Origin of the sequence: uncultured Fibrobacter sp. (assembly GCF_900316465.1) — a bacterium.
Classification (GTDB): Bacteria; Fibrobacterota; Fibrobacteria; order Fibrobacterales; family Fibrobacteraceae; genus Fibrobacter.
The window spans coordinates 45,079-69,962 of record NZ_ONDD01000002.1; the positions used below are offsets into that span (position 1 = coordinate 45,079).

A 24,884-nucleotide genomic window follows, 5' to 3' on the forward strand; every position below is an offset into this window, starting at 1 on the left:
GATGTGAAATGTGAGATGTGTAATGAGGAATTATTCATTTCACATTACTCATTTCACATTTGCCTAAAGTTTCGCCAATGCTTTTAGGCAGAAACTGTTCGCAAAAAAATTCTGGGCTGTTTCACGCTTGACCCATTGAATTTCGTGTGCCGAATTTGCAGATGCTTTGCGCGTGGGAGCTTTTTCGCGGAGCTTTATATGCAGGACATCGCATTCGATTTTATGCACGGTAATATTGTGCTTGAATTTTCCGATGTTTTGAACGCCGCTGACTTGGTCTGCGTTGATGTAATCTTCGGCTTGGGCGGGTAAGCCTGCGGTGGCGTTGCGTGGTGATTCGAAATGGGGGAGCGTGTATTGGTTCTTGAAAAACTTCTGTCCGCCGTGAATTGCCAAAATCTTGTGGTCCGCGCTTTCGATAACGAGTACGGTGCCGTGCCAATCTTTTTGAATGTGCTTTTTGCTGGGCGGAAATTCGGCGGTGCGGCTTTCGGCGAAGGCCTTGCAGGCCCCTTGTAGTGGGCAGTTTGCGCAATCGGGATTCTTGATTTTGCAAACGGTGCGGCCGAGTTCCATCAAGGCTTCGTTATGCATGTAGGCCTTAGGTGAATCGGCGGTTTCGCGGGCGTAATCCCAGTAGGTTTTGAGGGCGTCTTTGGAATCCGTCGGCAAAAAGTCGAGCGTGAAAAGTCGCGAAAAAATGCGCACCAGGTTACCGTCAAGAATCGCTTCGTGCTGGTGGTAGGCGAGACTTAAAATAGCGCCGGCGGTGTACGCGCCAATTCCCGGCAAGGCTTCAAGTTCCTTGCGGGTGCGCGGAAATTCCTTACGCTCTGCGACGATTTTTGCAGTCTTTAGAATGTTTCTTGCGCGGCTGTAATAGCCTAAGCCTTGCCAGTATTTAAAGACTTCTTCTTCGCTGGCTTTGGCAAGTGTTGCAACATCGGGAAACCGTTTCATCCAGCGCGTAAAATAGTCGCGGACTGTAGAAACCTGTGTCTGTTGTAGCATGGTTTCGCTAATCCATACAGCGTATGGATCGCGGGGGGTATCCAAATCGCTCAAACGCCACGGCAATTTAGCCGCGTTCATTTTGAACCATTCGCGGAGCCTTTTACAGTCCATACGCTTCGCGTTTCAGTTTCCTGAAGAATTCGAACTGTGCCTTGGTCGAAGATTGCATGGTGTACTTGAGACTACGTTCGTGGGCCGTCTCGCGCATCTTGGCGTAGGCTTCGGGCTGTTCAAGGTACAGCTTGCGGGCTTCTTCCAAAGCGTTCAGCCAGGCATCTTCGTCAATCGGCAAGATTCGGCCTGCAGCTTCGTCCATCACAATGTCGTGCGGCCCGCCGTAATTGCTGACAATTGCGGGCGTGCCTGTAGACATGGCTTCGACGACCACGTTTCCGAAGGTATCCGTAATACTCGGGAACAAGAAGAAGTCGGAATCGGCATAAAGGCTTGCGAGCGTTTCGCCGCCTTGTTCGCCTGCAAAATGCACGCTGTTATCGCCTTCAAATAACTTCTTGATTTCTTCAAGATACCAGCCGTAGCCCACATACATGAGTTCTACGTCATTGTGCTTGGCGGCAAACTTTTTCCAGACGCCGTTCAAGAATTCCAGATTCTTTTCTTTAGAAATGCGCCCGATGAACGAGAATCGCACTTTGCGGTTGCCTTCGCTCTGAATGGCTTCGGTTGCGCCGTTGTATTTTTCCCAAGTGCCTTTACCGCGCAAATCCTGCGAGAATTTTTCCAAGGGGAGCCCGCGGGGCAAAATCTGCACCTGGTTTGCAGGAATCTTTAGCTGCGACGTGAGTATGTCGGCATAGTCCTTGCACGGGCTTACCACGGGCTTGGTCATGCCGTAGAAGATCTTCATGAGCCAAAGCACAAAGTGGAACATCCATTTAGCCTTCACGAGCGTCTTGGTGTAAGTCGGGACGTCTGTGCGGTAATGGCTAAAGACCTTGATGCCGGCGACTTTGGCGCAGAAGCATACGAGCCAGGCTCCAGGGCTGGGCGTCTCGAATTCAATCAAGTCAACGGGGTAGCGCTTGAGCAGGCGAAGTACTGGGCCTACGCGGGGAATGGCGAGTTCGCTGTTGGCGTATCCGAGCTGCTCCATGCTGAATAGGCGCGGGAGTAAAATACAGTAGCCGTTTTCGACGACACCGCAGGGGCGCGTGTTGAAGGCGTTTCCGGCAAGGAAAGCGTGCATGCCGTGGGCACGCATGTAGGGAATCACGTTTCTCAGGTTGTTGGCGATTCCGTTCGTTTCGTCCAGGTTGTCGGAATAAAAAAGAACACGTACGTCGTCGGCAGGGTGCTGTTTGCGTTCTTTCTTGAGATAAGATCGCAGCTTCAAAAGCTTGGGAATATTCAAAATCAGCGAACCGAAAACGATGGGTGGAATCATACCTGTGCGCAGGTTTCCGGGCGGCTGGTGTTTGAAACCGAACATCTTCTTGAAGGTGCTCGTGACGGTGCGTCCAAAGATAGCCGGACGCGTGTCTAAAACGTCGGTCGGCTTAAGCTTTGTTGAATTTGACGCAGTCGTCATACTTCACTCCTTTTCCACCGAACAGGTCCAAAGCCGATCCGATGGTGAGGTCTATCGTTCCGTTTGAAATTTGCTTACAGTGTTTCAAGTCGGCAAGTGACTTGGCGCCACCGGCATAGGTGCAAGGAATCGGGCTGTGCTCGGCGAGGAACATGATCAGTTCGTCATCCATGCCTTGCTGCTTTCCTTCGACATCGGCGGCGTGAATCAGGAATTCGTCGCAGTAGCGAGAAAGATCTTCGAGCGTTTCCTTGTTGACTTCGATGTCAATGAGGGTTTGCCAGCGGTTAATCGCGATTTTCCAGCGAGGTTCTTCTTCGGGAGCACTCACGCGCTTGCAGCTCAAATCGAGAACCAGGTGCTCCTTGCCTACTGTCTTGGAAAGCAATTCCAGACGTTCGCGGTCAAGCTTGCCTTCCGGGAAAATCCAGCTCGTGACAATCACGTGGCTTGCGCCGGCGTCCAAGTATTCCTTCGCGTTATCGGCGGTAATGCCTCCGCCTACTTGCAATCCGCCGGGGTAGGCGGCGAGTGCGGCTTTTGCGGCTTCGGTGTTGCCCTTGCCGAGCATAATTACGTGGCCGCCCTTGATTCCGTCTTTCTTATAGAGCTCTGCGAACCAAGCGGGGGAGCGGTCTGTTTCAAAATTCGTCTTGAGACCCGTGCCGCTGTCATTCAGCGAACTGCCTACAATCTGCTTAACACGTCCGTCGTGCAGGTCAATGCATGGGCGAAACTTAGTCATCAGTCTTTAACTCCGGTAATACACCAATCAATCTTTTTTCCGTGGCTTCCGTCGCTCCTACCCCTGTAAAATAGAACTTCGCCGCCGGCGGCAATCTTGAACGCCTTCTTGGCAATCCAGCCGTCTACTTTGTCCAAAAGGCTTGCTTTCTGGAGCGTTTTTGCCACGTTGAACTTGAGAGCGGGAATGCTTGCGTCTTGCCATTCGAAGGTCAAGTCGCTCTTGGCAAATTTCTTGCCGTTGTAATTGTCGTTGCCATCTTTGATGGCCTTGGGGCTTGCGACCTTGATTCCGGATTCGTCTTTGTAGAGAGCGTATCCGAACGGTTCGCCGCCTTTAGAAATGGATACTCGGCCTGCAAATAGCGGGCTGCGTGCGCTTGTGCTAAAGTTGACTGAACGTGCCGCCACATCGATAGCCTGCGCGGTTTGCCAAGTCTGGTCCATGTAGGCGTAGCCTTTTACGGCAATGGTGTCTTCGTTGTAGGCGATTTTGCCTGCAACGCGGCCGTAAGGAATGTGAACGTATTGTCCGAAACTTTCCTTGCCGATTTTCCAGACGCCGTTGCCGGGGACTTTTCCGACTTCAGCCGATTCAAAGGTCACGTCCAGCAGAAATTTGCCGCCCTTATCTGCGGTAAAGTACACGCGGTGATCTTTGCCCGGCTTGTGTTCCATCTTGTATTCGCCCTTGATGTCGATAGTGGCCGAGGCCTTGTCGGCCTTAAGGCGTTCGGGCGGATACTGGCGGCCTACGGTATAGGTTTTGCTCTTGAAATTCCAAAAGCTCATATCGCAGGCAACTTTTTTGCCGGAGCCCGGAATGTGGAGTGTGGAGTAATTGATGAAGGCGCGGGTGCCGTTATCGAAAACGAACTGATAGCTCCAAGTTTCGTTGAATTCTTTGGCGCTGTTGTTGTGCGGCATAAAGTCATCGACCGATACGCTACGCACAGAACCTTGCGGTGCCACGACATCGCCTGCAAACGCAAGCGACGCGCAGAACAAAAACGCAACAAAAAGAACTATCAAGTTTTCATTTTTCATTCCACATTCCTCATCCCACATCACATGTTTTACAGTCTCAAATCCTGTCCCATGCCGAGCTTGAGTTCTGTACGACGGCGTAATACCATTTCGTTGAACAAGTCGGTCAAGCAGTCTTCGATGCTGATCATCGGTTTCCAGCCCATGCTCATGGCCTTTTCGGGGTTTCCGATGAGGAGCGGAATGTCGTTGCTACGTTCGTAACCCGGGTCAAAACGGAAGTCAACGCTAACGCCTGCAATGTCGACGAGCATTTCGGTGAGTTCGCGGAAGGTGTAAGACTTGCCGCAGCAAAGGTTGTAGGCTTCGCCTGGTTCGGATTGGTTCAAAAGCTGAATCATGCCGCGTGCCACATCGCGCACGTCAATCACGTCACGGCTAATGTCGAGGCTGCCCGAATAAACGGTGGGTTCTGCGCCGTAATACTTGATTTTAACAAGCTGGTAAGTAATCGAGGGAATCACGAAACGGCGGCTGTGGTGCGGACCCGTAAAGTGGAAGGGGCGTGCAAAAACCACGTGCAAACCATAGGCGTTCTTGAACTGGTTGCCTAAGAGTTCCATGCAAGCCTTGGAAGTTGCGTAAGGCGTGAGCGGGTTGGGGGCGTCCGTTTCTTTGTGCAAGTAGGTAAGCTGGTGATCGGTGCGGCCGTAAATTTCGCTGGAACTCAAAAGCATCACCTTTGCCTTGGGGCAATTCTGACGCACGGCTTCGAGCAAGTTTTGCGTGCCGAGCAAGTTGATGTTCAGCGTTTCGTATGGCTTCTTGTAGCTGAGCCCCACCGACGATTGGCTCGCCAGGTGGTAAATGTGCGTCGGCTGCACGAACTGAATCACGTCTTGCATGTGCTTAAAGTTCAGCAAGTCGCCATTCAGGTATTCGACGCCATCGACCTTCTGCCAGGGCTGCGGTTGTTCATCGCTAAAACTGTACAGATCGTGTGTCGTTCCCACAAGGCTCGACAAAATATGGTAGCCCAGGGCGCCTGTTCCACCGGTTACAAGAATACTCATATTCATACACTCCTATTGAGCATTACTTAATAGCTCCCCAGCTTTGAGTAATGATATCTTTATCGATGTTGCTTACTTTCTCCACTTCTCCAATCTTAGTGGGCAAAATGTATACACGCTTGCCCTTTTCTGCCTTCTTGTCTACAGCCATGGCATCCCATGCGGCTTCCGTATCGATATCGTATTTCTTCGGGAATCCGAGGTCGTCCAAGAGTTTGTTCTGACGAGCTTCTTCTTCGGCGCTGATTTTACCGAGGAGGACTGCCGCGCGGGCGGCCACGCGCATGCCAAGCGAAACGGCAATGCCGTGCGTGAACATGTTATAGTGCGTCAGGTTTTCGATAGCATGCCCGAAGGTATGCCCGTAATTCAAAATAGCACGGAGTCCCGCTTCCTTTTCGTCGATGCCGACGACTTCGGCCTTAATGGCACAGCTGCGGTAAATCAAGTGCTTGAGTACGTCGAGATCGTGAGCCTTGATACGCTCGACATTCTGTTCCATATAACGGAAGAATTCTTCGTCGTAAATCACGCCGTACTTCACGATTTCGGCAAGGCCTGCCAGGTATTCCGTTTCGGGCAAGGTGCTGAGCACGGCGAGGTCGCAGACTACAGCCTTGGGCTGGTAGAATGCGCCAATCATGTTCTTGCCTTCGGGGTGGTTCACGGCAACCTTTCCGCCCACAGAACTGTCGACCATGCTCAAAAGCGTTGTCGGGAACTGGATAAACGGAATGCCGCGCTGGTAGGTGGCTGCACCAAAGCCAGCCATGTCGCCGACCACGCCACCGCTAAACTGCAACAAGCAGCTCTTGCGGGTGTAACCGCGGTGGAGCATGAAGCTGAACAGCTGGTTCAGGTTGTGCAAAGTCTTGTTCTTTTCGCCGGCCTGGAATTTGAAAATCGGGCAACGTCCGGCCTGGCCTCTCAGTTCGCCGAGCATCTGGCTCTGCACTTTGGCAATGTTCGTGTCTGTGCAGACCAAGAATTCGTGGCTCGGCGTGAGTTTAAGACTTTCAAGCAATACGCCTGCTTCGGGAATGATGTTCTTGCCGATAAAGATGGGGTAGCGTCCGCCGCTGCTCGGACAAACGTCCAACGCATGGCTGTTCCAGAAGTTCAGGATGTACAGGATGCGTTCAATCACGTGGTCTTCGGTGTATTCGTCAGAACTTTCCACGCTGAAGTCGGCGTTTGCGTAATTCTTTTCGCGTTCCTTGAGCATCACCTTGATTTTTTCGAGGCGTTCTTCGTCGCTCAAGTTGGCAAGTAACGGGCGCGTGTTCTTGCGGCCAATGCGTTCCGAAAGTACTTCGGGTTTTGCCCACAGGCGAATAATGGTGCCGTTTTCGCGGATGACTTTGAGGTTATCCGGCTGCGTAAGAGCACCACCGCCCAGCGAAATAATGTGCGGCGTTTCTTTCTTTGCAAATTCGGCAACGACTTCGCGTTCCATTTCGCGGAACTTGGCTTCGCCTTCTTGTTCGAAAATTTCGCTGATGGTCTTGCCTGCGCGTTCAACGATAACGGCGTCGGTATCCACATAGGGGCGGTTTAACCGTTCTGCCAGGGCGCGTCCGGTGCGGGATTTTCCGCTTGCCATGAATCCGGTGAAAAAGATGTGCTTGTTCATGTTAGCCCTGCATTCCTTTACGCATAATCTTTGCGAGTTCGTCGTTCGTCTTGTTTTTAGTTTCTTCGGGGAACCATTTTCTAAAACTTTCGATTCCCTGGTGCACCAGCATGCCTTCGCCGGTCACCACCTTGCAGCCTTTTGCCTGGGCTGTCTTTAACAGCTTGGTCATGGGCGGTGTATAGACAATGTCCATCACGGCTTGGCCTTGGTGCAAGGTTTCTTCGGTAAGGGGAGACTGGTCTTCGTTTGGGGTCATGCCCACGGAGGTCGCGTTGATGATGATTTCGATGCTCTTGGATACGGCCAGGAATTCATCGAACGTGGCGACATGGACCTGGGGTGCCTTGCCGTTAAAGAACTGATTCAGGCTGTCGGCGAGAGCCTCTCCTTTTTCGCGGTTGCGGCACACAATGGTGAGCTGGTTCTGCATTTCGGCAAGCGTGTAGGCGATTGCCTTGGCGGCACCGCCGTTTCCGAGCAGGGCAACCTTCTTGTTCGAAGGCTCTACACCCGATTCCTGTAGGTTGCGAATGCATCCATAGGGGTCGGTTGTGGTGCCACATAAAGTGCCCCCGACAATGCCGTCTTTCCAGTACAGCGTATTGACGCTGCCGGTAAACTTCGAAATGTCTGACAGTTCGTCTACAAGGTCCATGACCGGGGTCTTGTACGGAAGAGTGACATTTGCCCCGCGGAACTTCATGGCCCTAAAACCCTTGATGGCATCGGCCAAATTTTCGGGCTCCGGGGCGTAGGGTAAATAGGCCGCATTTATGCCTAATGCTTCAAAAAGGGCATTATGCATCAAAGGCGACTTGCTATGACCAACAGGATGACCGAAAATGCAAAGAGACTCGGTCTTTCCATTCAATTTTAACTGGCTCAAAAAAACCTCTTTTTTTACAATATAAAGATATATAAAATTTGGAGAAGAAATGGATTGTTCTTGACATAGTGTTTTTTATTTTTGCTTATATTTAGTTAAGAAAAGTTAACGGGCTGTATCTTTTACGGAGGGGTCATTAAAATGAAATTTTTCAGCCAAAACAGGAATGGAAATGTCCTTGCGAATTTGCTGAAAGTAAGCGTTGCAACAGCTGTGTGCGTATTCTTTGCCGCCTGCGGTGATGATTCTAGTAGCAGTGGTCCGTCGGATCCTGATGATGAAGTAGAAGAAAACGTAGAAAAGCCGGAAACAACGTCTTCGTCGAGCGTTAAGCCCGATGGAAAAAGTTCTAGCAGTGAAAGTAACAAGGCTGGCAACTCTAGCAGCGGCAAAAGCGAGCCGAACAGTTCCGGTAGTGTCAAGTCCGATAACAAAAGCTCCAGTAGCGGCAATGGCAAGGCAAATAGTTCCAGCAGCGAAGAAAAAACACCCGAGAGTTCCAGCTCAAATTCGAATGAAGAACCCGATACTGTCAAGGATCCCGTTATAGAGATTGATTCGATACCGCCTGTAATTGTTTTTGACAATTTAGTCTGGATGGCCGAAGACCTGACACATAATGGATCAGCTGATTTCACTTTGCATGAATCTTCTTATGCCTGCCCTGCAGGTTGGCGATTGCCTACGGAAAACGAATTGATGAATATTGCGCATCGGTCAGGGGAATTAGGCGATTTGTTCGGAACAGGAACAGAGCTCAGATACTTTACGACAGGTATCGGTGGAAATGGCGTAGCTCTAACCTGTAGCGAAAATCGGGCTAGCTGCATTCTCCGTGAACTTATTCAAGATGAATTGGACAGCCGTATTCGCTGTGTCAATGACAATGTTGCCATAACGGCTTCTGAATGTGAGTGCACCGCTTCGGAACCGGCAGATAATTCCGTCACCTGGAGCGTCACTGGTTGCAAGGAAGGTGTCAATGAAATTTCCGGCTACACTTGGGACTTCGGTTCCAACTCTGCAAACGTAACAGTTTCCGGAGCTAAGGCCACAATGACATTTAATTCGGTTGCTGCAGTGACTCCGCAAGTCAAAGTCAATAGCAAAATGAAGGTGGGTGACGAGTTCGTTAAGATTCCGCAAAGGGTGACCTGTCCGATGGTTCGCGCCGGATTCTCCGAGTCTGCAATTGTATTCAAACACGGGGCAAGTGAAAGCCTAAGTCTTTCCGCAGGAACATCTTATACAGCTAGGCTGGATGGCGAATGCAATCAGTACGCACCCCCAGAGATTACCTGTGAATCATCTTCTAGTGAACCTAATTCTGTTACAATTGATGGCCAAACCTATTCAGGCACGGGTTATGTTATTTCGAAATTGCTAGACCGAAGCATCTGCGAGAACGAATTTACAATCTCGGTATCTGAAGATATGGACTGCTACATGCGTTTCCAGTAAAAACTGGCACCTTGGCACGAGCCTAAATATTTACTAAATTTGGCGCCTATGAATCCGAATGGCGCCATTATTGTTCAGAGTAATATGGAAATCATGGTGGAGGTCGATCTCCCCACTTATGAAGCGGCTCGCGATGCAATCGCCCCGTTTACCGAATTGGTCAAAAGCCCAGAACACCTGCACACATACAAAATTAGTCCCCTGAGCCTGTGGAATGCGGCTTCGACGGGACTCCGTGCACCGGAAGTGCTGGAACGCCTCGAAGGTCAGAGCCGATTTCCGATTCCTGAATCCGTGGTGACTGAAATCCAGGATTACATGGACCGCTACGGATTGCTCCGCCTTAAAAAGGATGGCGACAAGCTGATTGTTGAGTCCGACGACAAGTACATGTTCACCGAAATTTGCCACCTCAAGGAGGTGGAACCGTACATTGTCCAGTTTATCGACGACTTGCACGCCGAAGTGGATCCGGAACGCCGCGGTCACTTGAAGATGGCTCTTACCAATGCCGGGTTCCCGGTTGAAGACTTGGCCGGTTATACCGTGGGTGACCCGCTGCCGATTCACCTGCGCGAAACGACGGTGGGAGGCAAGCCTTTTGCCCTCCGCGACTACCAGAAAGAAGCTGCCCAAGTGTTCTACGCCAGTGGTTCTGAAAAGGGCGGCTCGGGCGTGATCGTGCTACCTTGCGGTTCGGGTAAGACCGTGATAGGCCTTGCCACCATGGCTTTGGTACAAACTAAGACTTTGATTTTGACGCCGAACATTTCGGCTAGCCGTCAGTGGATTCGCGAAATTTGCGACAAGACGGACTTGACGCTTGACCAGGTGAAGGAATATTCCGGCGAAGTCAAGGAAATCGGCCCCGTGACGGTGGCTACTTACCAGATTTTGACTCAGCGCAAGCGCGCCAAGAAGGCCGAAAACGAAAAGACCGATTCGGATCTTGACGATTTGACCGAAGAAGAAGTCAAAAAGGAACTCGCCAACTTCCCGCTGTTCAGCCAGGAAAAGTGGGGCCTGATGATTTACGACGAAGTGCACTTGTTGCCGGCTCCGGTGTTCCGCCTGAGTACCGAAATGCAGGCCACTCGCCGCCTGGGCCTTACTGCAACGCTGGTGCGTGAAGACCACAAGGAAACCGAAGTATTCAGCCTTATTGGCCCCAAGAAGTACGACATCCCGTGGCGTATTCTGGAAGCTCAGGGATGGATTGCAACCGCCGACTGTAACGAAATCCGTATCCCGATGGATGCGGAACTCAAGATGAAGTATGCGCTTGCTCCGGTGCGCGAAAAGATTACGCTCGCTTCCACCAACCCTGAAAAGACGGATGTTGTGGAACGCTTGCTCAAGTACTTTGACAAGCCCGATGACCGCGTGCTGATTATTGGCCAGTACATCGACCAGCTCGAAGCTCTTTCCGAAGATTTGCAGATTCCGCTGATTACGGGTAAGACTCCGAACAAGGACCGCGAAAAGCTTTATGCCGCCTTCCGTAACGGTAGCCAGAAGAATCTGATGGTCTCCAAGGTGGGTAACTTCGCGATTGACTTGCCGGACGCTAACGTGTTGATTCAGATTTCAGGTACCTTTGGTAGCCGACAGGAAGAAGCCCAGCGCCTCGGTCGCGTGCTTCGCCCCAAGAGCGACGGTGGCGCAGCCCACTTCTACAGTATCGTGACGCAGGATTCCAAGGAACAGGAATTCGCCATGAACCGCCAGCTGTTCCTTACGGAACAGGGCTACGCTTACAAGATTATCAAGCGCGGCGACTGGGATATTCTGGCTCGAACTCCTGAAGAGTTAGCAGCAAGAAAGTAAATTCGTTTCTAACTTCGGCTAGAGAAATCTCGTGAAAAACGGGATTTTTTTGTTTTCAGTATAAAATAGTCCTTGACTTTGTTAAATCGTTGGCTACATTTGTGGTGGTGTAATCAATTTACTAAGGGATGATTATGAGGAATCAATTGGTCAGTCGCTGTTTTGTGGCAATGAGTCTTGTCGCTGCGTTTATGTTTTTTGGATGTTCTGACGATTCTTCTCCTGTTGTGACGGATGATGAGACTGGTGCCTTGTCGTCTTCGGATGATTCTGTGGTTGAATCTAGCAGTTCTTCTAAGAAAGTTTCAAGCAGTTCTGCTGAGGAAAAGTCGTCTAGTTCTTCGAAGAAAACGAAAAAATCGTCCAGTAGCACAGTAGAGGATGATGAAATGGATTCTAGTAGTTCTCTTGAAAAATCCAGTAGCAGTGAATTGGTAATTGTTGTTCCTGATCAGAGCGACTTTACTATCACGGCCTCGGAGCTTGACTCTAGAGTGGCTGGCGATGAAGTTCGCTTCAAGGGAAAATTCATGTTGAATCTTCTCGGCGATTCTACCGTCGTGGATTCTTCCCTCAATATCTATTTCACCAGTATTAGCTATATGGTTGGTGACGTCAACAGCATGGCTATAGCTAACGTGGCAGTCAACTCTAACACAATCCTTTTCCCGACGCAGAATTCCATTGACCTGAATTCAATGAATTCTGCCTATGTGTCCGTTAACATGCTGGATCCGGGATTCACCGAATGCGGTACGTACAGCCTTATTATTACTGTGACGGCTACTTCCGGCGACATGGTTTTTCAGAGAACCGAAATCATTCCGTTCGAACGCGATGCAGCCGAATACTGCCGCACCGAAGACACGACTTCTCAGCAGCCCGTGAAGGCAGAAATTCCCATGACTTCTTGTCAGGTGGAACTTTCTACGAACGTGAATCCGGGGGTTGACCTAGCTTACTGCGTCGCAGTGCCTGCCGCAGGTGCTGCAACGGCAGACATAATCTTCGAAAAGGCTGGTGATGTGACGAATCCGGAACTTTCTGCGAAAAGTGGCTCGGGTCTCTTGTTCTCCCCAATTACCAATGGAGATCTTCCGCCGTACACTGATGACTACGAAGTGGATATTTGGCCGGAAGACATGAACGCAGATCGTTCTCCAGCAACCGCCTACGTGAGCGACTTCAAGTTCAAGACTATCGATGCCGAACGACTGACGAATATGATTCAGAACTTCAACCAGATCTATGTTGCCAAGACCCCAACCTACAATGCTGAAACTGGTGAAGGCTTCTACGCCTTCGCAATTACCGATGCAACCGAAGGCATTGATGGCGATTACACCTTTAAGGTCAAGATATACAAAGTTCCTTAAAAATTGAAAAATCCCGCTCATCGAGCGGGATTTTTTCGAGCCACCCAGCAGATTTGAACTGCCGACCTGCTGATTACGAATCAGCTGCTCTACCAGCTGAGCTAGAGTGGCATGGTAGGCCAAAATTAGCAAAACGGCCCTGTTTTGTCAAGGTGTGCTGACAAGACATAATTTTTTTTCTATGATTGGAGCACGAAATTTAACATGGACGTTTAATATGGCAAACGAATCGAATACCAACAATTCTGAAATTAAGGAATTTTTTGTCGCACACGGCTCCAAGGTCATTGCTGCTATCGTAGTTGTGATGGTCATTGTGGTGGGCGTGGTGCAGTTCCGTGATTATCGTAAGGCTGCTGCTGCCGAACAGGCCGAGCTCCTTGGTCCGGGCATGACGCTCCTTTATGCAGATCAGAAGGACTCTGCCTTCGTGGAATTCGAATCCAAAATCAATTCCGGCAAACTTTCCGGTGTGGCTCTGGCTAAGGCTGCTCTCTATGCAGGCAACATCAAGTACCAGGCTGGCGACTTTGACGCCGCTGCCGTGTTCTTCCAGAAGAGCCTCGACAATGCCGGTTCTGTTGCTCTGGTCCGCTCGGCTGCCATGCACGGTCTTGCCTCTGTGAAGATTGAAAAGGCTGACTACTCTGCCGCTGCCGGTCTGTTGGAAAAGTACATCTCTGAATTTGCCAAGCGCACTGGTGACCAGGAAGATCGCTTCCAGAAGGACGAACCGGTGGACGAGGTCCCGATGGTTGCAGATGCCATGTGGAAGCTCACTCTCGTTTACGACCAGCTCGGCGCAGCCGACAAGGCCAAGCAGACTGCTGAACGCATCCTGACGGTCTATGGTGACAACCAGGCTGTCGCTGACAAGGCAAAGAAGTTCTTAGCTCAGTAATATCTGACTGCGTCATTAAGACTTTAAGAAAGGCGGCTCGTTTGAGTCGCCTTTCTTTAGCCCATCGCAATCTTCCAGGCGATTACGTATAGCGCGTAGTAAACGAGCAGGCCGACTCCGTCGGCGGTAGCAAGCGGCGTTCCCCAGCGGAGCGCTTTTTTGCTCGGAATGAATCCGCAGAATAGTCCGGCGATAAATCCGTAGGCATGTCCGAGAATGTCGGCGTTCTCGCCGAGTCCGAGGAACACGGCGAGCGATGTCGCGCCGCAGAGCGGCGCGAACCTGCGAAGCAGGCCGTGCGTTTCCTTGGGCATGAGCCTGAATTCAATAACAGAAAGACAACCAATCGCGGCGAATACAAAGGTCGAAAACCCGAGCGAACGGAAACTCGTCTGTACGGTCAAGGAAACGCACAGGTTCGCGATTGCTGACGCAATCGCGATAAACGGCGCGAGCCGCAAGAGCGGTATGCGGAAGGTAATCATGTTCATCACGATGTAGCCGCATATTAAATTCGAGGCCAGGTGCCTTACATCGCCATGCAATGTCTGCGCGGTCAGCGAACGCCACCATTCGCCTTTAAGAACCTTGGTCGCGTCTGAAACGCCGGGCGTATGCAGGTTCATGGCGTCTGTAAAATCAATCAGCGTGACAATCAAGGGCGCAAGCAAAACCCAGAGCGGCTGCAGGCTAAAGCTCAAGGGAATGGGCGGGTTTTCTTCTTTGGGCGGATTTTCCTTGCGGTAAAGCGCCAACTGCAGGCGAGCGAATTCTTCGTGCTCGGGCAGGACAAAAATCAGAAACGGGCCTTCAATGCTGCGCAAAAGTCGGTGAGAGATTCCCTGCGACAAAAGCACCAAACTGTCGTCTCGAATCTGGCGGAACGTGCCCTCGGACACGCAGACAATTTCAGGATATTCCGGTTCCTGATTCTCGGGCTCTTGTCCGTTTGAAGAACCTTCGCTTGCGCTTGGCGTTGGCGGTTGTTCAGGCGGAATGTCCGACGGAGAACGCATGTAGCGCGGCCGTAAAGGCGACATAAAGCGTGGCATGGTTCCTCCTAAAGTACGGCGGCCGAGGTCATGGCAAATTTGCCTGTGGCGGTTTCGCATTCGGCGCGCAGGTAGGCAAAGTTGTCGTTGTTGACGGTAAGGTCTGTGTTTGCGCGGGCGGCTACGACGCTTTCGATGCACAAGGATTCTTCTTTGGCGAGCTTGCCATTTGCAGAACGCTTGCGTCCGAAAATGCGGATGTAGCGGAATGCGCCTCCAAAATCTTGCGTATTGCGGGCATGGAATGTCACGGTCTTTTCGCCGCGTTTCCACCAGAGAGCCGGGCCATCGGTAATGTAGCAGTTATCGCCCGCGAACGCCTCGTTAAGCGACTCCAGCGAAACTGCGCCTCTCTCGTCTAACTTTACGACTGTTCTCACTTTTCCGAAAACATGTTCTTGGCTATTCCCGAGCGAAATCAGCGGCATGCTCACGAAGGTCGTTTCGTTCAAGTCGCCATGCGCATCGTTTCCGCCAATCGGGAGCAAGTAATTCCCTTTGCCGAGTTCTTCGATCCACCATTCACGCCCGAGCTTAAAGCCTTCATCGCGAATACCGTTCCAGAACTGGATTCCGCGAATCTTGTGGGCGGCGTCCAGATTCAAGTCCTTATGGCTCCAGTAGCCGCGGCGAAAAATAAATTTCTCGAGGTAGCCCATGGGCTGCATGGGGTGTGCGGCAAAGCAATGCGCCTTTGTCATTTCCAATAGCTTGGGAATCTTGAAGGTCGGCTTGTTGTCGAGCCAGTTGCGCCCGCAGTCGCCGAGCCCGGGCAAATAGCCTTCGGGGCCGAGGGCGGTCATGTGCACGTTTTCGCCCTTGGAATTGCCGGCCGAAACTTCTTCGCCGGCAATCAGGAGCGGCATGCTTGCATTCTGGTTCAGCTTGCGGACTTCTTCGCGGAGCGCATCGAAGCGGGTGAGCGGAGTGTCCGCTTCTTTGGTATAGTCTTCGGTGGTGTAGGCAAAGTCGTAGGCGTGATCGGTACAGCTCACGAAATCGAGCCCGACGGCTTTGGCCGCCTGTTGCATTACTTCGGGCGAGGCGCCGTGTTCCACGTGGTCAGCCGAGTAGTGCGTGTGACAATGCATTTCGCCGGCGACAAATCCCGGCGCCTTAGGAGGCTCTTCGGCAAGCATATGAATCTTGAGCGACTTGGGCTTTAATCCGGGGTAATTCCAGCGGGTAAAAACTTTAGTGGCGGAGCGTTCACCACTTTCGCTGATTCGCTGCGCGTAAATCTTGCAGTCCAGTTCGTGAACGCCTGGCTCCAAGTGTCCGAGCTTGATCGGGTAAAAGCCAAATTGCTCCTTCGCCTGTATCTGTAAGTCAAAGGTCTTGCCGTTGATTTCCGCCTTCTCGATAAGCGTCGGGAACCGATGCGCGTCGCGGACCACCACCCATAAAGTCGGTTCTACGCCCGGCACAAACTGGAACGGGGCGTCGACCAATATTTCGGGCCACGGCTTGTACAGCAGCGACCACGGAAGCTTAAACTTGAAATGCGTCTCGGCGTAATGCAACTTTTCGCCCGGAATAAAGCTCATTATTCCTCCGGCTTGTCATCATCATCGTCGTCTTTATCTTCAACCGGCTCCGGTTCGTTCCAGAGCCCAAAACCGATACGCACTTGCATGGTGAGTCCGCCAATGTTCCACTTGGCCTTTTTATCGGGACCATCGGGGACAATCTTAGAGAATTTCTTATCGGATTCAACCTTGATGCTGCTGAAGCCGATATCGCCGTAAATGTTGAAACTTTTCCAGTTTGCAATCAAGTAGCCGACGCTTACGCCAAAGCCTGCGCCAAGGAGCGGCGTCTTTGCGTCCATTTGGCCCCAGGTCGTATAAATTTCGGTGCCGGGCAATACCCAGTACCAGCGCACGGCAATGCTGAACAGGCTTTCGCCCGAAAGCGTCATGAAGTTGCGGGGAATGCCGAGTCTGTATTCCAAAAAGAGCGGCATGCCCTGAATGGTATAGCTGTAATTGTGCGTGCGGTTCTTGCGGTCGGTCAGCACCACCGATTCGTTGTCGTAAATGAAACTGACGCCCGCGCTAATGAAGTTGTCCTTGAAAAGCTGGTATTGGAGTCCTGCCGAAATCGGGAAACAGAAGTTCACCTTCTGAAAATCCTGCTTGGCGACACTCAGCGATTCGCTTTCGTTAACGGCGTCTTCTCTAAAGCTGCGGTAGAGCGTGTCGATGGCGTTCTGGAAGTATTCACGTTCCGGAAAGTCCAAAAAAGAAACGGCAGGCTGCAAAAAAATCGAAAGCCTAGAACGGTCGCGGGTCGATGTTTCTTCGGCGGCCATCGCAGATGCGGCAAGAATTGCCACAAGGAGGATGTTTAAAAGAACTTTCACCTGTTTGCGACTTCCTCATCCCACATTAGTTCTGCATTTCGCGGTCTTCTTTAAAGAAGCGCTTTTTCTGGGAATCCTTTTTCATGCGCTTGGCAAATGCAATTTCGGCCTTGTCGATTTTCTTTTCGGTCTTTGCAATCTGCTTCTGGATTTTCTTGTCGTCGGGGTTTGCTTCGTTGCGGGCAATGTTCAGGTAGAGCTTGGCGGTTTCAAACTGGTCAAGTTCGTTGTAGGCCTGTGCAATCATGAACAAAGCTTCGGTGCGGCGCTTGCTCTTGGGGTAGGTTTCTAGGAATTCCTTGAAGTAAATCACGGCGGCCTGGTACTTGTCCATGCGCAGGTAAAGTCTTGCGGTCTGGAATTCCTTTTCGGCCAAGCGTTCAACGAGCAGGTCGTAGTAATAGTTCACCGAGTCGCGCAGCGGAGAATCGGGGTAGTTCGACAGGTAACGTTCAAAGTCCTTCATGGCGATCGTCGTGTTCGCTTCGTCGCGGCTCACGCGGAATTCCATGTTGAACGAAGAGATTGCCTTACGGAATTCGGCGGTTTCGATAAACGGCGAACCCGGGAAGTTCAAGATGAAACTACCGTATTCACCGCGGGCTTCAATCCAGTCTTCCATGTTAAAGTAGCTTTCGGCCATCAAGAATTGGGCCTGTTCCATGTAGCCAGTGCCGGCGCAAGTCGAAAGGATTTCTTCGAGCCTGTCTGTTGCACGACCGTACTTTTCTTTCTTGAAAAGTTCCTCTGCACCTTCATAGCGAATTCGGCACCATTCGGTGTGTTTCATCTTGCTTTTACCGCTAGAAGAACAACCGACCAAAAATGCAGTTTCAGCTAAAATACAAAGGAATAAGGGAATCTTTTTGAACAGGTTCATTTTTTTTCTTTGGTTAATTCTAATTTTACCCCCGTAAAGTAGAAAATTTTGTAAGTTCAGAAAAATGATTTTAGTCCGCTACGTGTTGAAAGAGCTCATAGGCCCCTTTTTGGCGGCTCTTTTTGGAATCACGTTCCTGTTCGTGGTGGACTTTTTGGTCAAAATCCTTGATAATGTGCTTTCCAAGGGGCTTCCGGCCTCGACCGTTCTTGAAATCTTCGCGCTGAACCTGGCGTGGATGCTTTCGCTGTCTATTCCGATGGCCGTGCTTGTGGCAAGCCTGATGGCCTTCGGTCGACTTTCGGGCGACCAGGAAATTACGGCCTGCAAGGCGGCGGGTATTTCTCCGCTTTCGCTCATGCGCCCGGTGCTTTTGGTATCGATGTTGATTTCGGTTTTGATGGTGGTGTTCAATAACTGGGTGCTGCCCGAAGCGAACCACCGCTCGGTAGAACTCATGAATGCCGTGTCGCGCAAAAAACCGCATGTGTTCATTGATGCCGGCCGACTCATTACGCAGTTCCCCGACGTGCAATTGTGGGTGAACCGCATTGACCCGGTATCGGGTACTTTGTACGGAATCCAGATTTTCGAAATGGAAAAGAAGGGCGCACCCCGTATTGTGTATGCCGACAGCGCCACCATGGAATACGAAGACAATGGCGCAACGCTGATGCTCCGCCTGCGTAGTGGCGAAACCCACATGACCGATGCCGATAACCCTGAAAACTATTTCCGCATTCGTTATTTCTCGCAAGACCTCGCCATGAAGAACGTGGATGACCGCTTGGAACGCCGTAGCCGCAGTTACCGAAGCGACCGTGAAATGCCTATCGAGATGATGACCGAAGTGGTGGAAGATGCCGAAAAGCGCTATGTGGAATTCAGGGATCAGGCTCTCGAAAAGAGGTTGAATACGCTTGTGACATTGCGTGATGATGTCATGGGTGATTCCATTGTCCCGAAATCGGTCGAAAGCGGAACAAAGATTGATTCTATCCAGCGCAGGCGGTCCTTGCAGCGACTCCGTGTTCAAGAAATTGCGTCGCTCCGCTCGACCGAAAGACTGTATGGCCGCATGGAAACAGAACTCAAGCGCAAGGCGCAGTACACGGTCGAAATTCACAAGAAGTACAGTACCGGTTTTGCCTGCTTTATCTTTATTCTGATTGGAGCCCCTCTTGGAATCATGGCTCGTAAGGGCGGTATCGGTACGGGTATTCTTTATAGCCTTGCGTTCTTCGTGATTTATTGGATTTGCCTGATTGGTGGCGAAAACATGGCGGACAGGCTCTTGATTGATCCGGTGCTTGCCATGTGGGCGTCGAACATTATCATTGGAACCTTCGGCATATTCATTACGGTGGCCATGGTGCGCGACCGTTTCTCGGGCGATTCCAAGTTCTTTAGGGCGATTCGCGCTGTGGGCGGTTTCTTCAAGAAAATATTCGGATTCTTTACCAGGAGGATTGGATGAAATTCTCCCGGTACATGATGTGGAACTTCTTGAAGATGTTCCTGCTGGTGCTCTTGGGCGCAATCCTGATGTTTGCGGTCATTGACTTTGTGGGTAACATCAAGACTTGGCTTGCCCGCGACACCAAGGATGCAATCGATTACTATGTAAGCTACCTGCCTTACATGATTTACTTGATTTCGCCGGTGGCCCTGTTTATTGCGGTCCTTGCCTCGATCGGTAACATGACTCGCCACCTTGAAATGAGCGCCATGCAAAGCTCTGGCCAGGCTCCGTTCAAGACTTTGATTCCGATTTTTGTGTTCGGCGTGATAGTGTCTATTGCCTCTTATGAAATGAGCGAACTCTGGCTCCCTGACGCCAACCACAAGCGTCTAGAGACCATGGAAACGAACGCCCAGAAAAAGAAGAACCCGCGCATCAAGGAAAAGCGAGACTTTACTTTTATCGATAGCGAACACGCGAGCTGGTTCTTTAGGCATTATTCCGGCAAGGGCCGCTTTGGTCGCGACGTGGTTTTGCTCCTTCGCGAAGATGGCCGACTGGTAGAACGCTACGATGCCAAACTGGTCCGCTGGATTGAAGAGCCGCCCAAGGATTCGCTCGATTCTATAGCAAGGCTTTCTAGCATTGACCCGCCGCCGGGCTGCTGGCAGTTTGAACGCGGGCACCGCCGAGAATTCCATAAAGACGGTACGGTGAACGTGTTCCCGATTCATCGTGAAAAAGTCTGTGACAAGATTACGACTCATCCGGGCGACTTGATTAACGAACGCCAGACCGCCGACGAAATGGATTCCAAGATGGTCATGGCTAGAATCAATGTGCTGCGCCGTTCGGGTGAAGACACGCGCGCCATGGAAACCGCACTCCAGTTTAAACGTTCTGCCCATTGGATGAATTTGATTGTACTACTCATCGGTGCAGCTCTTTGCCACCGCTATAGTCGTTCTGGGGGCCTTTCCCAGAAGTTCGGGGTTGGCCTCTTGATAGTTTTTAGCTATTATATTCTTGAAAGAATTGGCTTAAAGATGGGAGAAAATGGTGCGCTTTCGCCTTTTTGGGCGGCATGGATTAGCCACTTTGTATATGGCGGCGTCTCGGTCGTAATGCTGTACCGTTCCTTCCGTTTATAGTGGGATAGATATGTCTGTTGCAGAAATTTTATTCGTGGTCGCTGGCCTTTTGCTTGGCCTTGCATTCCAGGGGGGAATGTTCCTGTTCCTGATTCCCTTCGCCGTCGTTGCGTTTGTGCTTGCCTGCATGAACCGCCCGCGCCTTGCCGGCCCGAATGCCCAGCAGCCTGCAACGGCTCCCATTCCGACGATTTTCAAGAATCGTTCGACGACGAATACCCCGGTGATTACCCCGACTTTGCAGAACGAATTTTCCAATGCGCCTAGGGGTATGGCTAATGAACCCGAAGCCGCTCTTAAGGTAAGCCAGGTCTGGGCTCGTGCCAATGCTGACATTAATCGTTCCATGACGGACATGCTGCTTGCACTCAAGATTGTGGTTCCGCATGTGAATTCTGTCATCGTGTTTACGCAGATGGAAAACCAGAAGGAATGGGGTATCCGCAATTTCGCAAACGACAAGGAAATTTCGGTGAACCTTCGCACGCGCATTACCGAAACGTCTGGCCTTTTGGGCCAGCTGTTCCGCAGCAACGTGAACCGCCTTTTGGAAGGCGACCTTCCGGGTGCCAAGAGCGTGATGTACTATGTGGACAATCCGGCAATCAAGTCGGTGGTGGCCGTGCCAATGATTGACCATGCCTCTGGACTCCGCGTGGGAGCCTTGGTCATGGATTCCGTGTATCCGAATGCGTTTAACGACATGACGGCCAATGCGCTCAAGTTTATCGCAAGCGCTATTTCGATGCTCGACTACAAGGGCTTCTATTCGGCCCAAAAGCACATTGCCCTGCAGCAGTACGGCGGACTTTACAGCTACCTGCGCAAGTTCTTCCAGAATATGTCGGTCAAGGATATCTACAAGCAGATTATCAATTACGTGAAGGCAAACATGGCTTACGACCGCCTCACGATTCTAGCCATGGATCCGGGCGACGACATGAATGGCCGCGTGGTGTACTGCGACGGTGTAGATGCCGAGCAGTTTGCGAACAAGAAGTTTACGCTTTCGGACAAGGGCGTGTTTGTGCTCGCCCTGATGCGCAACCGCCCCATGGAACGTTCGTTCTTGCCGGGCTTTAAGGATTACCTGCCGCGCTTGAACGATTCGGAACGCAAGAACTTGAACCTGCGCCAGATTTTGGTAATGCCTATTGCGGCAGAACATGGCTCCGATACGGCTGAAATTGCGATTTGCCTTGAAAGCAGCAGCTCCATGCCGTACAATGATCACGAAAAGGAACTGCTCAAGGCCTTTGCCGGCGTTGCAGGCTTTGCCTACAATCGCGCCCGCAAGTTTGAACTGGGTTGCGACCAGGCCATGCGCGACGGCCATACGGGCCTCATCAACAAGAAGACCATGTTTGAAAAGTTGCGCTCCGAAAAGATTCGCGCAGACCGCGGCAAGTATAGCATTGGCCTCTTGATGATGGATATTGACCACTTCAAGCATGTGAACGATACTTATGGTCACCCGATTGGTGATGTGGTCATCAAGGGAATTGCCGACACCATCAGTAAAGAAATCCGTAGCGAAATCGACGTGGTGGCACGCTTTGGCGGCGAAGAATTCGTGGTTGCTTTGATTGATACCGATGCCGATGGCATGATCGAAACTGCAGAACGCATTCGCAAGTCGGTCGAAAAGCTCGTGTTCGATGTACACCAGGCAGAACCCTTGCGCGTGACGGTAAGTATCGGCGCGTTCTTGCTGACATTGAACTTTAACGGCGATTTGGAAAAGGCCATCAATAATGCAGACCAGGCGCTGTACCGCGCTAAGGAAGGCGGCCGCAACCAGGTCGTGCAGTTCGAAAAACAAGAATCTGAACCCGTGAGTGTATAGCATGTTTACCGCGCTCGATTGGATTGTCTTAGTCGCATACTTGTTACTCTCAATCGCGATCGGCTTGTTTGTCTCGCGCGGTAATAAGAATCTTAAAGAGTACATGCTGGGCGGCGGCTCCATCCCGTGGGTGGCCGTAGGCATTAGCCTTATTGCAACGTCTGTCAGTGCCACAACGTTCTTGGGCGCGCCTGCCGATGTTTATGGCGACAACATGACGTTCCTCATGTTCCAGATTGGCGCCTTCATTAGCATTGTGGTGGTGGGACTTGTCTTTATTCCCAAGTTCCGGACTTCTGGCATTAACAGCGCCTATGAACTTTTCGAAGTCCGATTCTCCCGCCCGGTGCGCAGGCTTGCCGCCATATTCTATTGCTTGCACTTGCTGCTCCGTACGGGAATCCTCTTGTTTGCACCGTCACTGGTGCTTGCGCAGATTCTGCATATCGACTTGAAACTTGCGATTATCGTGTCGGCGGCGGTGGCCATATTCTACACTTGGTTCGGCGGCATCAAGGCGGTCATTTGGACTGACGTGATGCAGTTCGTGGTGTTCTTTGGTGGTGGCGTGCTGGTGCTGTTTCTCATTTCGAATGCGGTCGGCGGCTTTGGCGAAATGGCGACCCTTGCTAGCGAAGCGGGCAAGACCAAGTGGTGGGATGCCTCGATGGATATTTCGAATGCTCGCACACTTGTGTCGGCGGGCTTTGCCTATGCGATTCTTGAAATTGCGATTCGCGGTTGCGACCAGCAGTTTGTGCAGCGCTACTTGAGCTGTAAAGATGTGAAGGCCGCGAACCGTTCGAGCATTCTTTCGATGGTGCTTGGCTGTGCCGTTTCCATCTTGTTCTACTGGGTGGGCGCCGCTCTCTATGTTTATTACCAGAAGGCCCATGTGGCAGCACTTCCTGAAGGCTTGGGCCAGAACGACGTGTTCCCCTATTTTATTGTCAATGGACTTCCGGTGGGTGTGACGGGCTTGATTGTGGCGGCTATCTGTGCGGCTGCCATGAGTAGCCTTTCGGGTGCTATCAATTCGCTTGGTAATACGTCGGAACGCGACTTCTTGAACTGGGACGAAAACGCCGGAATCGGTGGCCTCAAGCGTGCCAAGATTTGGACGGTGGTCTGGGGCGTGCTGGGTGTTTTCTTTGCCTTGTTTGCCGCAACGCAGCAGGGGAGTCTTCTTAAGAATGCGCTCTTCTTTACAGGCCTTTTCACGGGCCCGCTTCTCGGTATGTTCGTACTTGCGTTCTATGCCGATAAAGTCTTCGGTACAGGGGCAGGTAAACTCCGCGGCTGTGCCGTTGTCGTTGCCGTGATTTGCGGCATGTGCAGTTTGATTCTTGTTCAGGGAATACCGGCTTTTGGAGTGCCGGCTGTATTGGGTGGAATCTTTAGCTGGCCTTGGATGCCCTTTATTAGCATGACGACGACGATTGTAGTCGCCTTGCTTGTGAATGCGGTTACAAACCTGTTGAAGGTCCGAAAATAAGTTTCAAGATAACTAGGGGTAAGTTATGAACAAAGTAACATTGGGGCTTGTCTTGCTAGTCGTATTGCTTGGCTTCTTGCTGCTTACGACCAACAATCAAAATGCAATGCAGAATGCGATGCCGAAATCCTTGAAGGTTCCGTCTGTAGTAAGCGATGCGCAGATGTCTACGGTAAAGGTGTCTGCTTCGGAATCCCGCAAGTATCAGGCGAACGAATTCGTGACGTTTGCCATGCTTGAATTGCGCGGCCGCGACAAGGAACTTCTCTACAAGCAGCTTGAAACCCGTCGCCAGGCGATTTTTGAACAAATGAATAAACTCGATATCCTGAATTCCGATATCGAACAGAATAGTGTCGACATGCGTAAGGAATGGTCCTACGACAAGGGAACTCGCAGCCTTACCGGCTATGTGGTGAGCCAGTCCTTTGCAATCCGTTGTTCTTCAAGATCTGTGGCCGCTGCTGCAGTAGCTGTCCTTTCTGCAGAACTCGATGTTGAAATCGATCGTACTTCGGCACGCCTCCAAAGCGAAGATTCTCTGCGCAAAGAAATTATCCTTTCTGTAGGCAAGAAGGCCTTGAGCAAGGCGGAAAGCTACGCCGAAAGCGTTGGCGGCAAACTTGGCAAGGTAATCTCGGTCAGTGAAAACGGCGGTAGCGACCTTATGCACGGACGGCAAGTCCTGGGGGCAGCCAAGTTCAACGACTATAGCGAAGACGCCCTTCTTTCGTCTATCGCGGACTCCGTAAGCATCTCTGCATCGGTTCATTTGGTGGTAGAATTGCTCCAATAATACGGGCTAGTCACAAGGTCCTTGTTTGTCAAGACGTAGTTTATAAAAAACTTTTATTTTTGTGTTGATAAGTATCCGAAAGGGTAAAATTCGCTAACTGCTTATAAATAAAGGCGTTAGCTTTTATTTTGCTTACTTTGTAGAAAATTGCTTTTAAAGCCCTTTTTCGGGAATGTTGATAAGTTGACTTTTGTAAGCTTAAATTTACATAAAAAGCGTTATTTTTTTGAAAAATGTCTTCCAATGACACATACATTTGTTATATTGTTTTCCATATCTTGTGCTTCGAGCTTCTTTTGAGACACAAGATATAGTAAGTACCGGAATTGAAAGAAAAAAATATGCTCGATACGAGTTTCGCCCGTAAAACCGCTGTTGGGGGC

At 51.0% G+C, this 24,884-nt stretch carries 20 protein-coding genes and 1 tRNA gene; 9 read left to right on the forward strand and 12 right to left on the reverse strand.

Annotated elements, in window-relative coordinates:
• Nucleotides 1-63 precede the first annotated feature (63 nt).
• Genes QZN53_RS01080 through aroE form a run of 7 tightly spaced genes read right to left on the reverse strand, consistent with a single transcriptional unit; the run spans nucleotide 64 to nucleotide 7,889 of the window.
• Nucleotides 64-1,125: an A/G-specific adenine glycosylase gene (locus QZN53_RS01080; RefSeq protein ID WP_163436850.1), complete on the reverse strand. Its 1,062-nt coding sequence runs from the start codon at nucleotides 1,123-1,125 to the stop codon at nucleotides 64-66.
• A complete protein-coding gene (locus tag QZN53_RS01085; protein WP_163436852.1) occupies nucleotides 1,115-2,563 on the reverse strand; it encodes a glycosyltransferase in 1,449 nt (482 codons plus the stop codon). The genes QZN53_RS01080 and QZN53_RS01085 overlap by 11 nt, the downstream gene beginning before the upstream one ends.
• The gene (gene hisA, locus QZN53_RS01090; protein ID WP_163436854.1) at nucleotides 2,532-3,308 is read right to left on the reverse strand and encodes a phosphoribosylformimino-5-aminoimidazole carboxamide ribotide isomerase; all 777 of its coding nucleotides are present in this window, start codon (nucleotides 3,306-3,308) and stop codon (nucleotides 2,532-2,534) included. Before hisA ends, QZN53_RS01085 begins: the two co-directional genes overlap by 32 nt.
• Complete coding sequence (locus tag QZN53_RS01095; protein ID WP_163436856.1) at nucleotides 3,308-4,354, reverse strand: hypothetical protein; 1,047 nt, start codon at nucleotides 4,352-4,354, stop codon at nucleotides 3,308-3,310. The genes hisA and QZN53_RS01095 overlap by 1 nt, the downstream gene beginning before the upstream one ends.
• 29 nt (nucleotides 4,355-4,383) lie before the next feature.
• Nucleotides 4,384-5,367 (reverse strand): GDP-mannose 4,6-dehydratase, encoded by a 984-nt coding sequence (locus QZN53_RS01100; protein ID WP_163436857.1) that lies wholly within the window; start codon nucleotides 5,365-5,367, stop codon nucleotides 4,384-4,386.
• A 22-nt stretch (nucleotides 5,368-5,389) separates the two neighbouring features.
• On the reverse strand, nucleotides 5,390-7,000 hold the full coding sequence (aroB, locus tag QZN53_RS01105; RefSeq protein ID WP_163436859.1) for a 3-dehydroquinate synthase: 1,611 nt from the start codon (nucleotides 6,998-7,000) through the stop codon (nucleotides 5,390-5,392).
• 1 nt (nucleotide 7,001) lies between these two features.
• Entirely contained in the window at nucleotides 7,002-7,889 is an 888-nt protein-coding gene (aroE, locus tag QZN53_RS01110; protein WP_294650983.1) for a shikimate dehydrogenase, read from the reverse strand.
• A 141-nt stretch (nucleotides 7,890-8,030) separates the two neighbouring features.
• On the opposite strand from aroE, the gene QZN53_RS01115 reads away from it, so the two are divergent.
• The 3 genes from QZN53_RS01115 (at nucleotide 8,031) to QZN53_RS01125 (ending at nucleotide 12,553) form a co-directional block, all read left to right on the forward strand.
• Nucleotides 8,031-9,350: a hypothetical protein gene (locus QZN53_RS01115; protein WP_163436861.1), complete on the forward strand. Its 1,320-nt coding sequence runs from the start codon at nucleotides 8,031-8,033 to the stop codon at nucleotides 9,348-9,350.
• 48 nt (nucleotides 9,351-9,398) lie between these two features.
• Nucleotides 9,399-11,177 (forward strand): DNA repair helicase XPB, encoded by a 1,779-nt coding sequence (locus QZN53_RS01120; protein WP_163436863.1) that lies wholly within the window; start codon nucleotides 9,399-9,401, stop codon nucleotides 11,175-11,177.
• Between the two features lie 134 nt (nucleotides 11,178-11,311).
• Nucleotides 11,312-12,553, forward strand: a complete 1,242-nt coding sequence (locus QZN53_RS01125; protein WP_163436865.1) for a hypothetical protein — start codon at nucleotides 11,312-11,314, stop codon at nucleotides 12,551-12,553.
• 38 nt (nucleotides 12,554-12,591) lie between these two features.
• On the opposite strand, the gene QZN53_RS01130 is transcribed toward QZN53_RS01125, so the two are convergent.
• Nucleotides 12,592-12,664 (reverse strand) — tRNA-Thr (locus QZN53_RS01130).
• A gap of 106 nt (nucleotides 12,665-12,770) precedes the next feature.
• On the opposite strand from QZN53_RS01130, the gene QZN53_RS01135 reads away from it, so the two are divergent.
• Nucleotides 12,771-13,454, forward strand: a complete 684-nt coding sequence (locus QZN53_RS01135; RefSeq protein WP_163436866.1) for a tol-pal system YbgF family protein — start codon at nucleotides 12,771-12,773, stop codon at nucleotides 13,452-13,454.
• Nucleotides 13,455-13,510: 56 nt separating this feature from the next.
• Here QZN53_RS01135 and QZN53_RS01140 read toward each other — a convergent pair whose 3' ends face one another.
• The 4 genes from QZN53_RS01140 to QZN53_RS01155 are packed head-to-tail and all read right to left on the reverse strand — an operon-like array spanning nucleotide 13,511 to nucleotide 17,751.
• Nucleotides 13,511-14,506, reverse strand: a complete 996-nt coding sequence (locus QZN53_RS01140) for a rhomboid family intramembrane serine protease (RefSeq protein ID WP_163436868.1) — start codon at nucleotides 14,504-14,506, stop codon at nucleotides 13,511-13,513.
• A gap of 8 nt (nucleotides 14,507-14,514) precedes the next feature.
• Entirely contained in the window at nucleotides 14,515-16,053 is a 1,539-nt protein-coding gene (locus tag QZN53_RS01145) for a hypothetical protein (RefSeq protein ID WP_163436872.1), read from the reverse strand.
• Nucleotides 16,053-16,871 (reverse strand): hypothetical protein, encoded by an 819-nt coding sequence (locus tag QZN53_RS01150; RefSeq protein ID WP_163436873.1) that lies wholly within the window; start codon nucleotides 16,869-16,871, stop codon nucleotides 16,053-16,055. The genes QZN53_RS01145 and QZN53_RS01150 overlap by 1 nt, the downstream gene beginning before the upstream one ends.
• Nucleotides 16,872-16,896: 25 nt before the next feature.
• Nucleotides 16,897-17,751 carry an outer membrane protein assembly factor BamD gene (locus QZN53_RS01155; protein WP_088627542.1) on the reverse strand — a complete coding sequence of 285 codons (855 nt, stop codon included), beginning with the start codon at nucleotides 17,749-17,751 and terminating at the stop codon, nucleotides 16,897-16,899.
• 64 nt (nucleotides 17,752-17,815) lie between these two features.
• Here QZN53_RS01155 and QZN53_RS01160 point away from each other — a divergent pair, with 64 nt between their 5' ends.
• From QZN53_RS01160 to QZN53_RS01180, 5 genes are read left to right on the forward strand one after another with little or no spacing between them, the layout of a single operon-like run.
• Nucleotides 17,816-19,228 (forward strand): LptF/LptG family permease, encoded by a 1,413-nt coding sequence (locus QZN53_RS01160; RefSeq protein WP_163436874.1) that lies wholly within the window; start codon nucleotides 17,816-17,818, stop codon nucleotides 19,226-19,228.
• Nucleotides 19,225-20,364: an LptF/LptG family permease gene (locus QZN53_RS01165; protein WP_163436875.1), complete on the forward strand. Its 1,140-nt coding sequence runs from the start codon at nucleotides 19,225-19,227 to the stop codon at nucleotides 20,362-20,364. Before QZN53_RS01160 ends, QZN53_RS01165 begins: the two co-directional genes overlap by 4 nt.
• A gap of 10 nt (nucleotides 20,365-20,374) precedes the next feature.
• The gene (locus tag QZN53_RS01170) at nucleotides 20,375-22,210 is read left to right on the forward strand and encodes a sensor domain-containing diguanylate cyclase (protein ID WP_163436876.1); all 1,836 of its coding nucleotides are present in this window, start codon (nucleotides 20,375-20,377) and stop codon (nucleotides 22,208-22,210) included.
• 1 nt (nucleotide 22,211) lies between these two features.
• On the forward strand, nucleotides 22,212-23,705 hold the full coding sequence (locus QZN53_RS01175) for a sodium:solute symporter (protein ID WP_163436878.1): 1,494 nt from the start codon (nucleotides 22,212-22,214) through the stop codon (nucleotides 23,703-23,705).
• Nucleotides 23,706-23,730: 25 nt separating this feature from the next.
• Nucleotides 23,731-24,501, forward strand: coding sequence for an SIMPL domain-containing protein (locus QZN53_RS01180; protein WP_163436880.1), 771 nt, complete (start codon nucleotides 23,731-23,733; stop codon nucleotides 24,499-24,501).
• The last annotated feature ends 383 nt before the right edge of the window (nucleotides 24,502-24,884 follow it).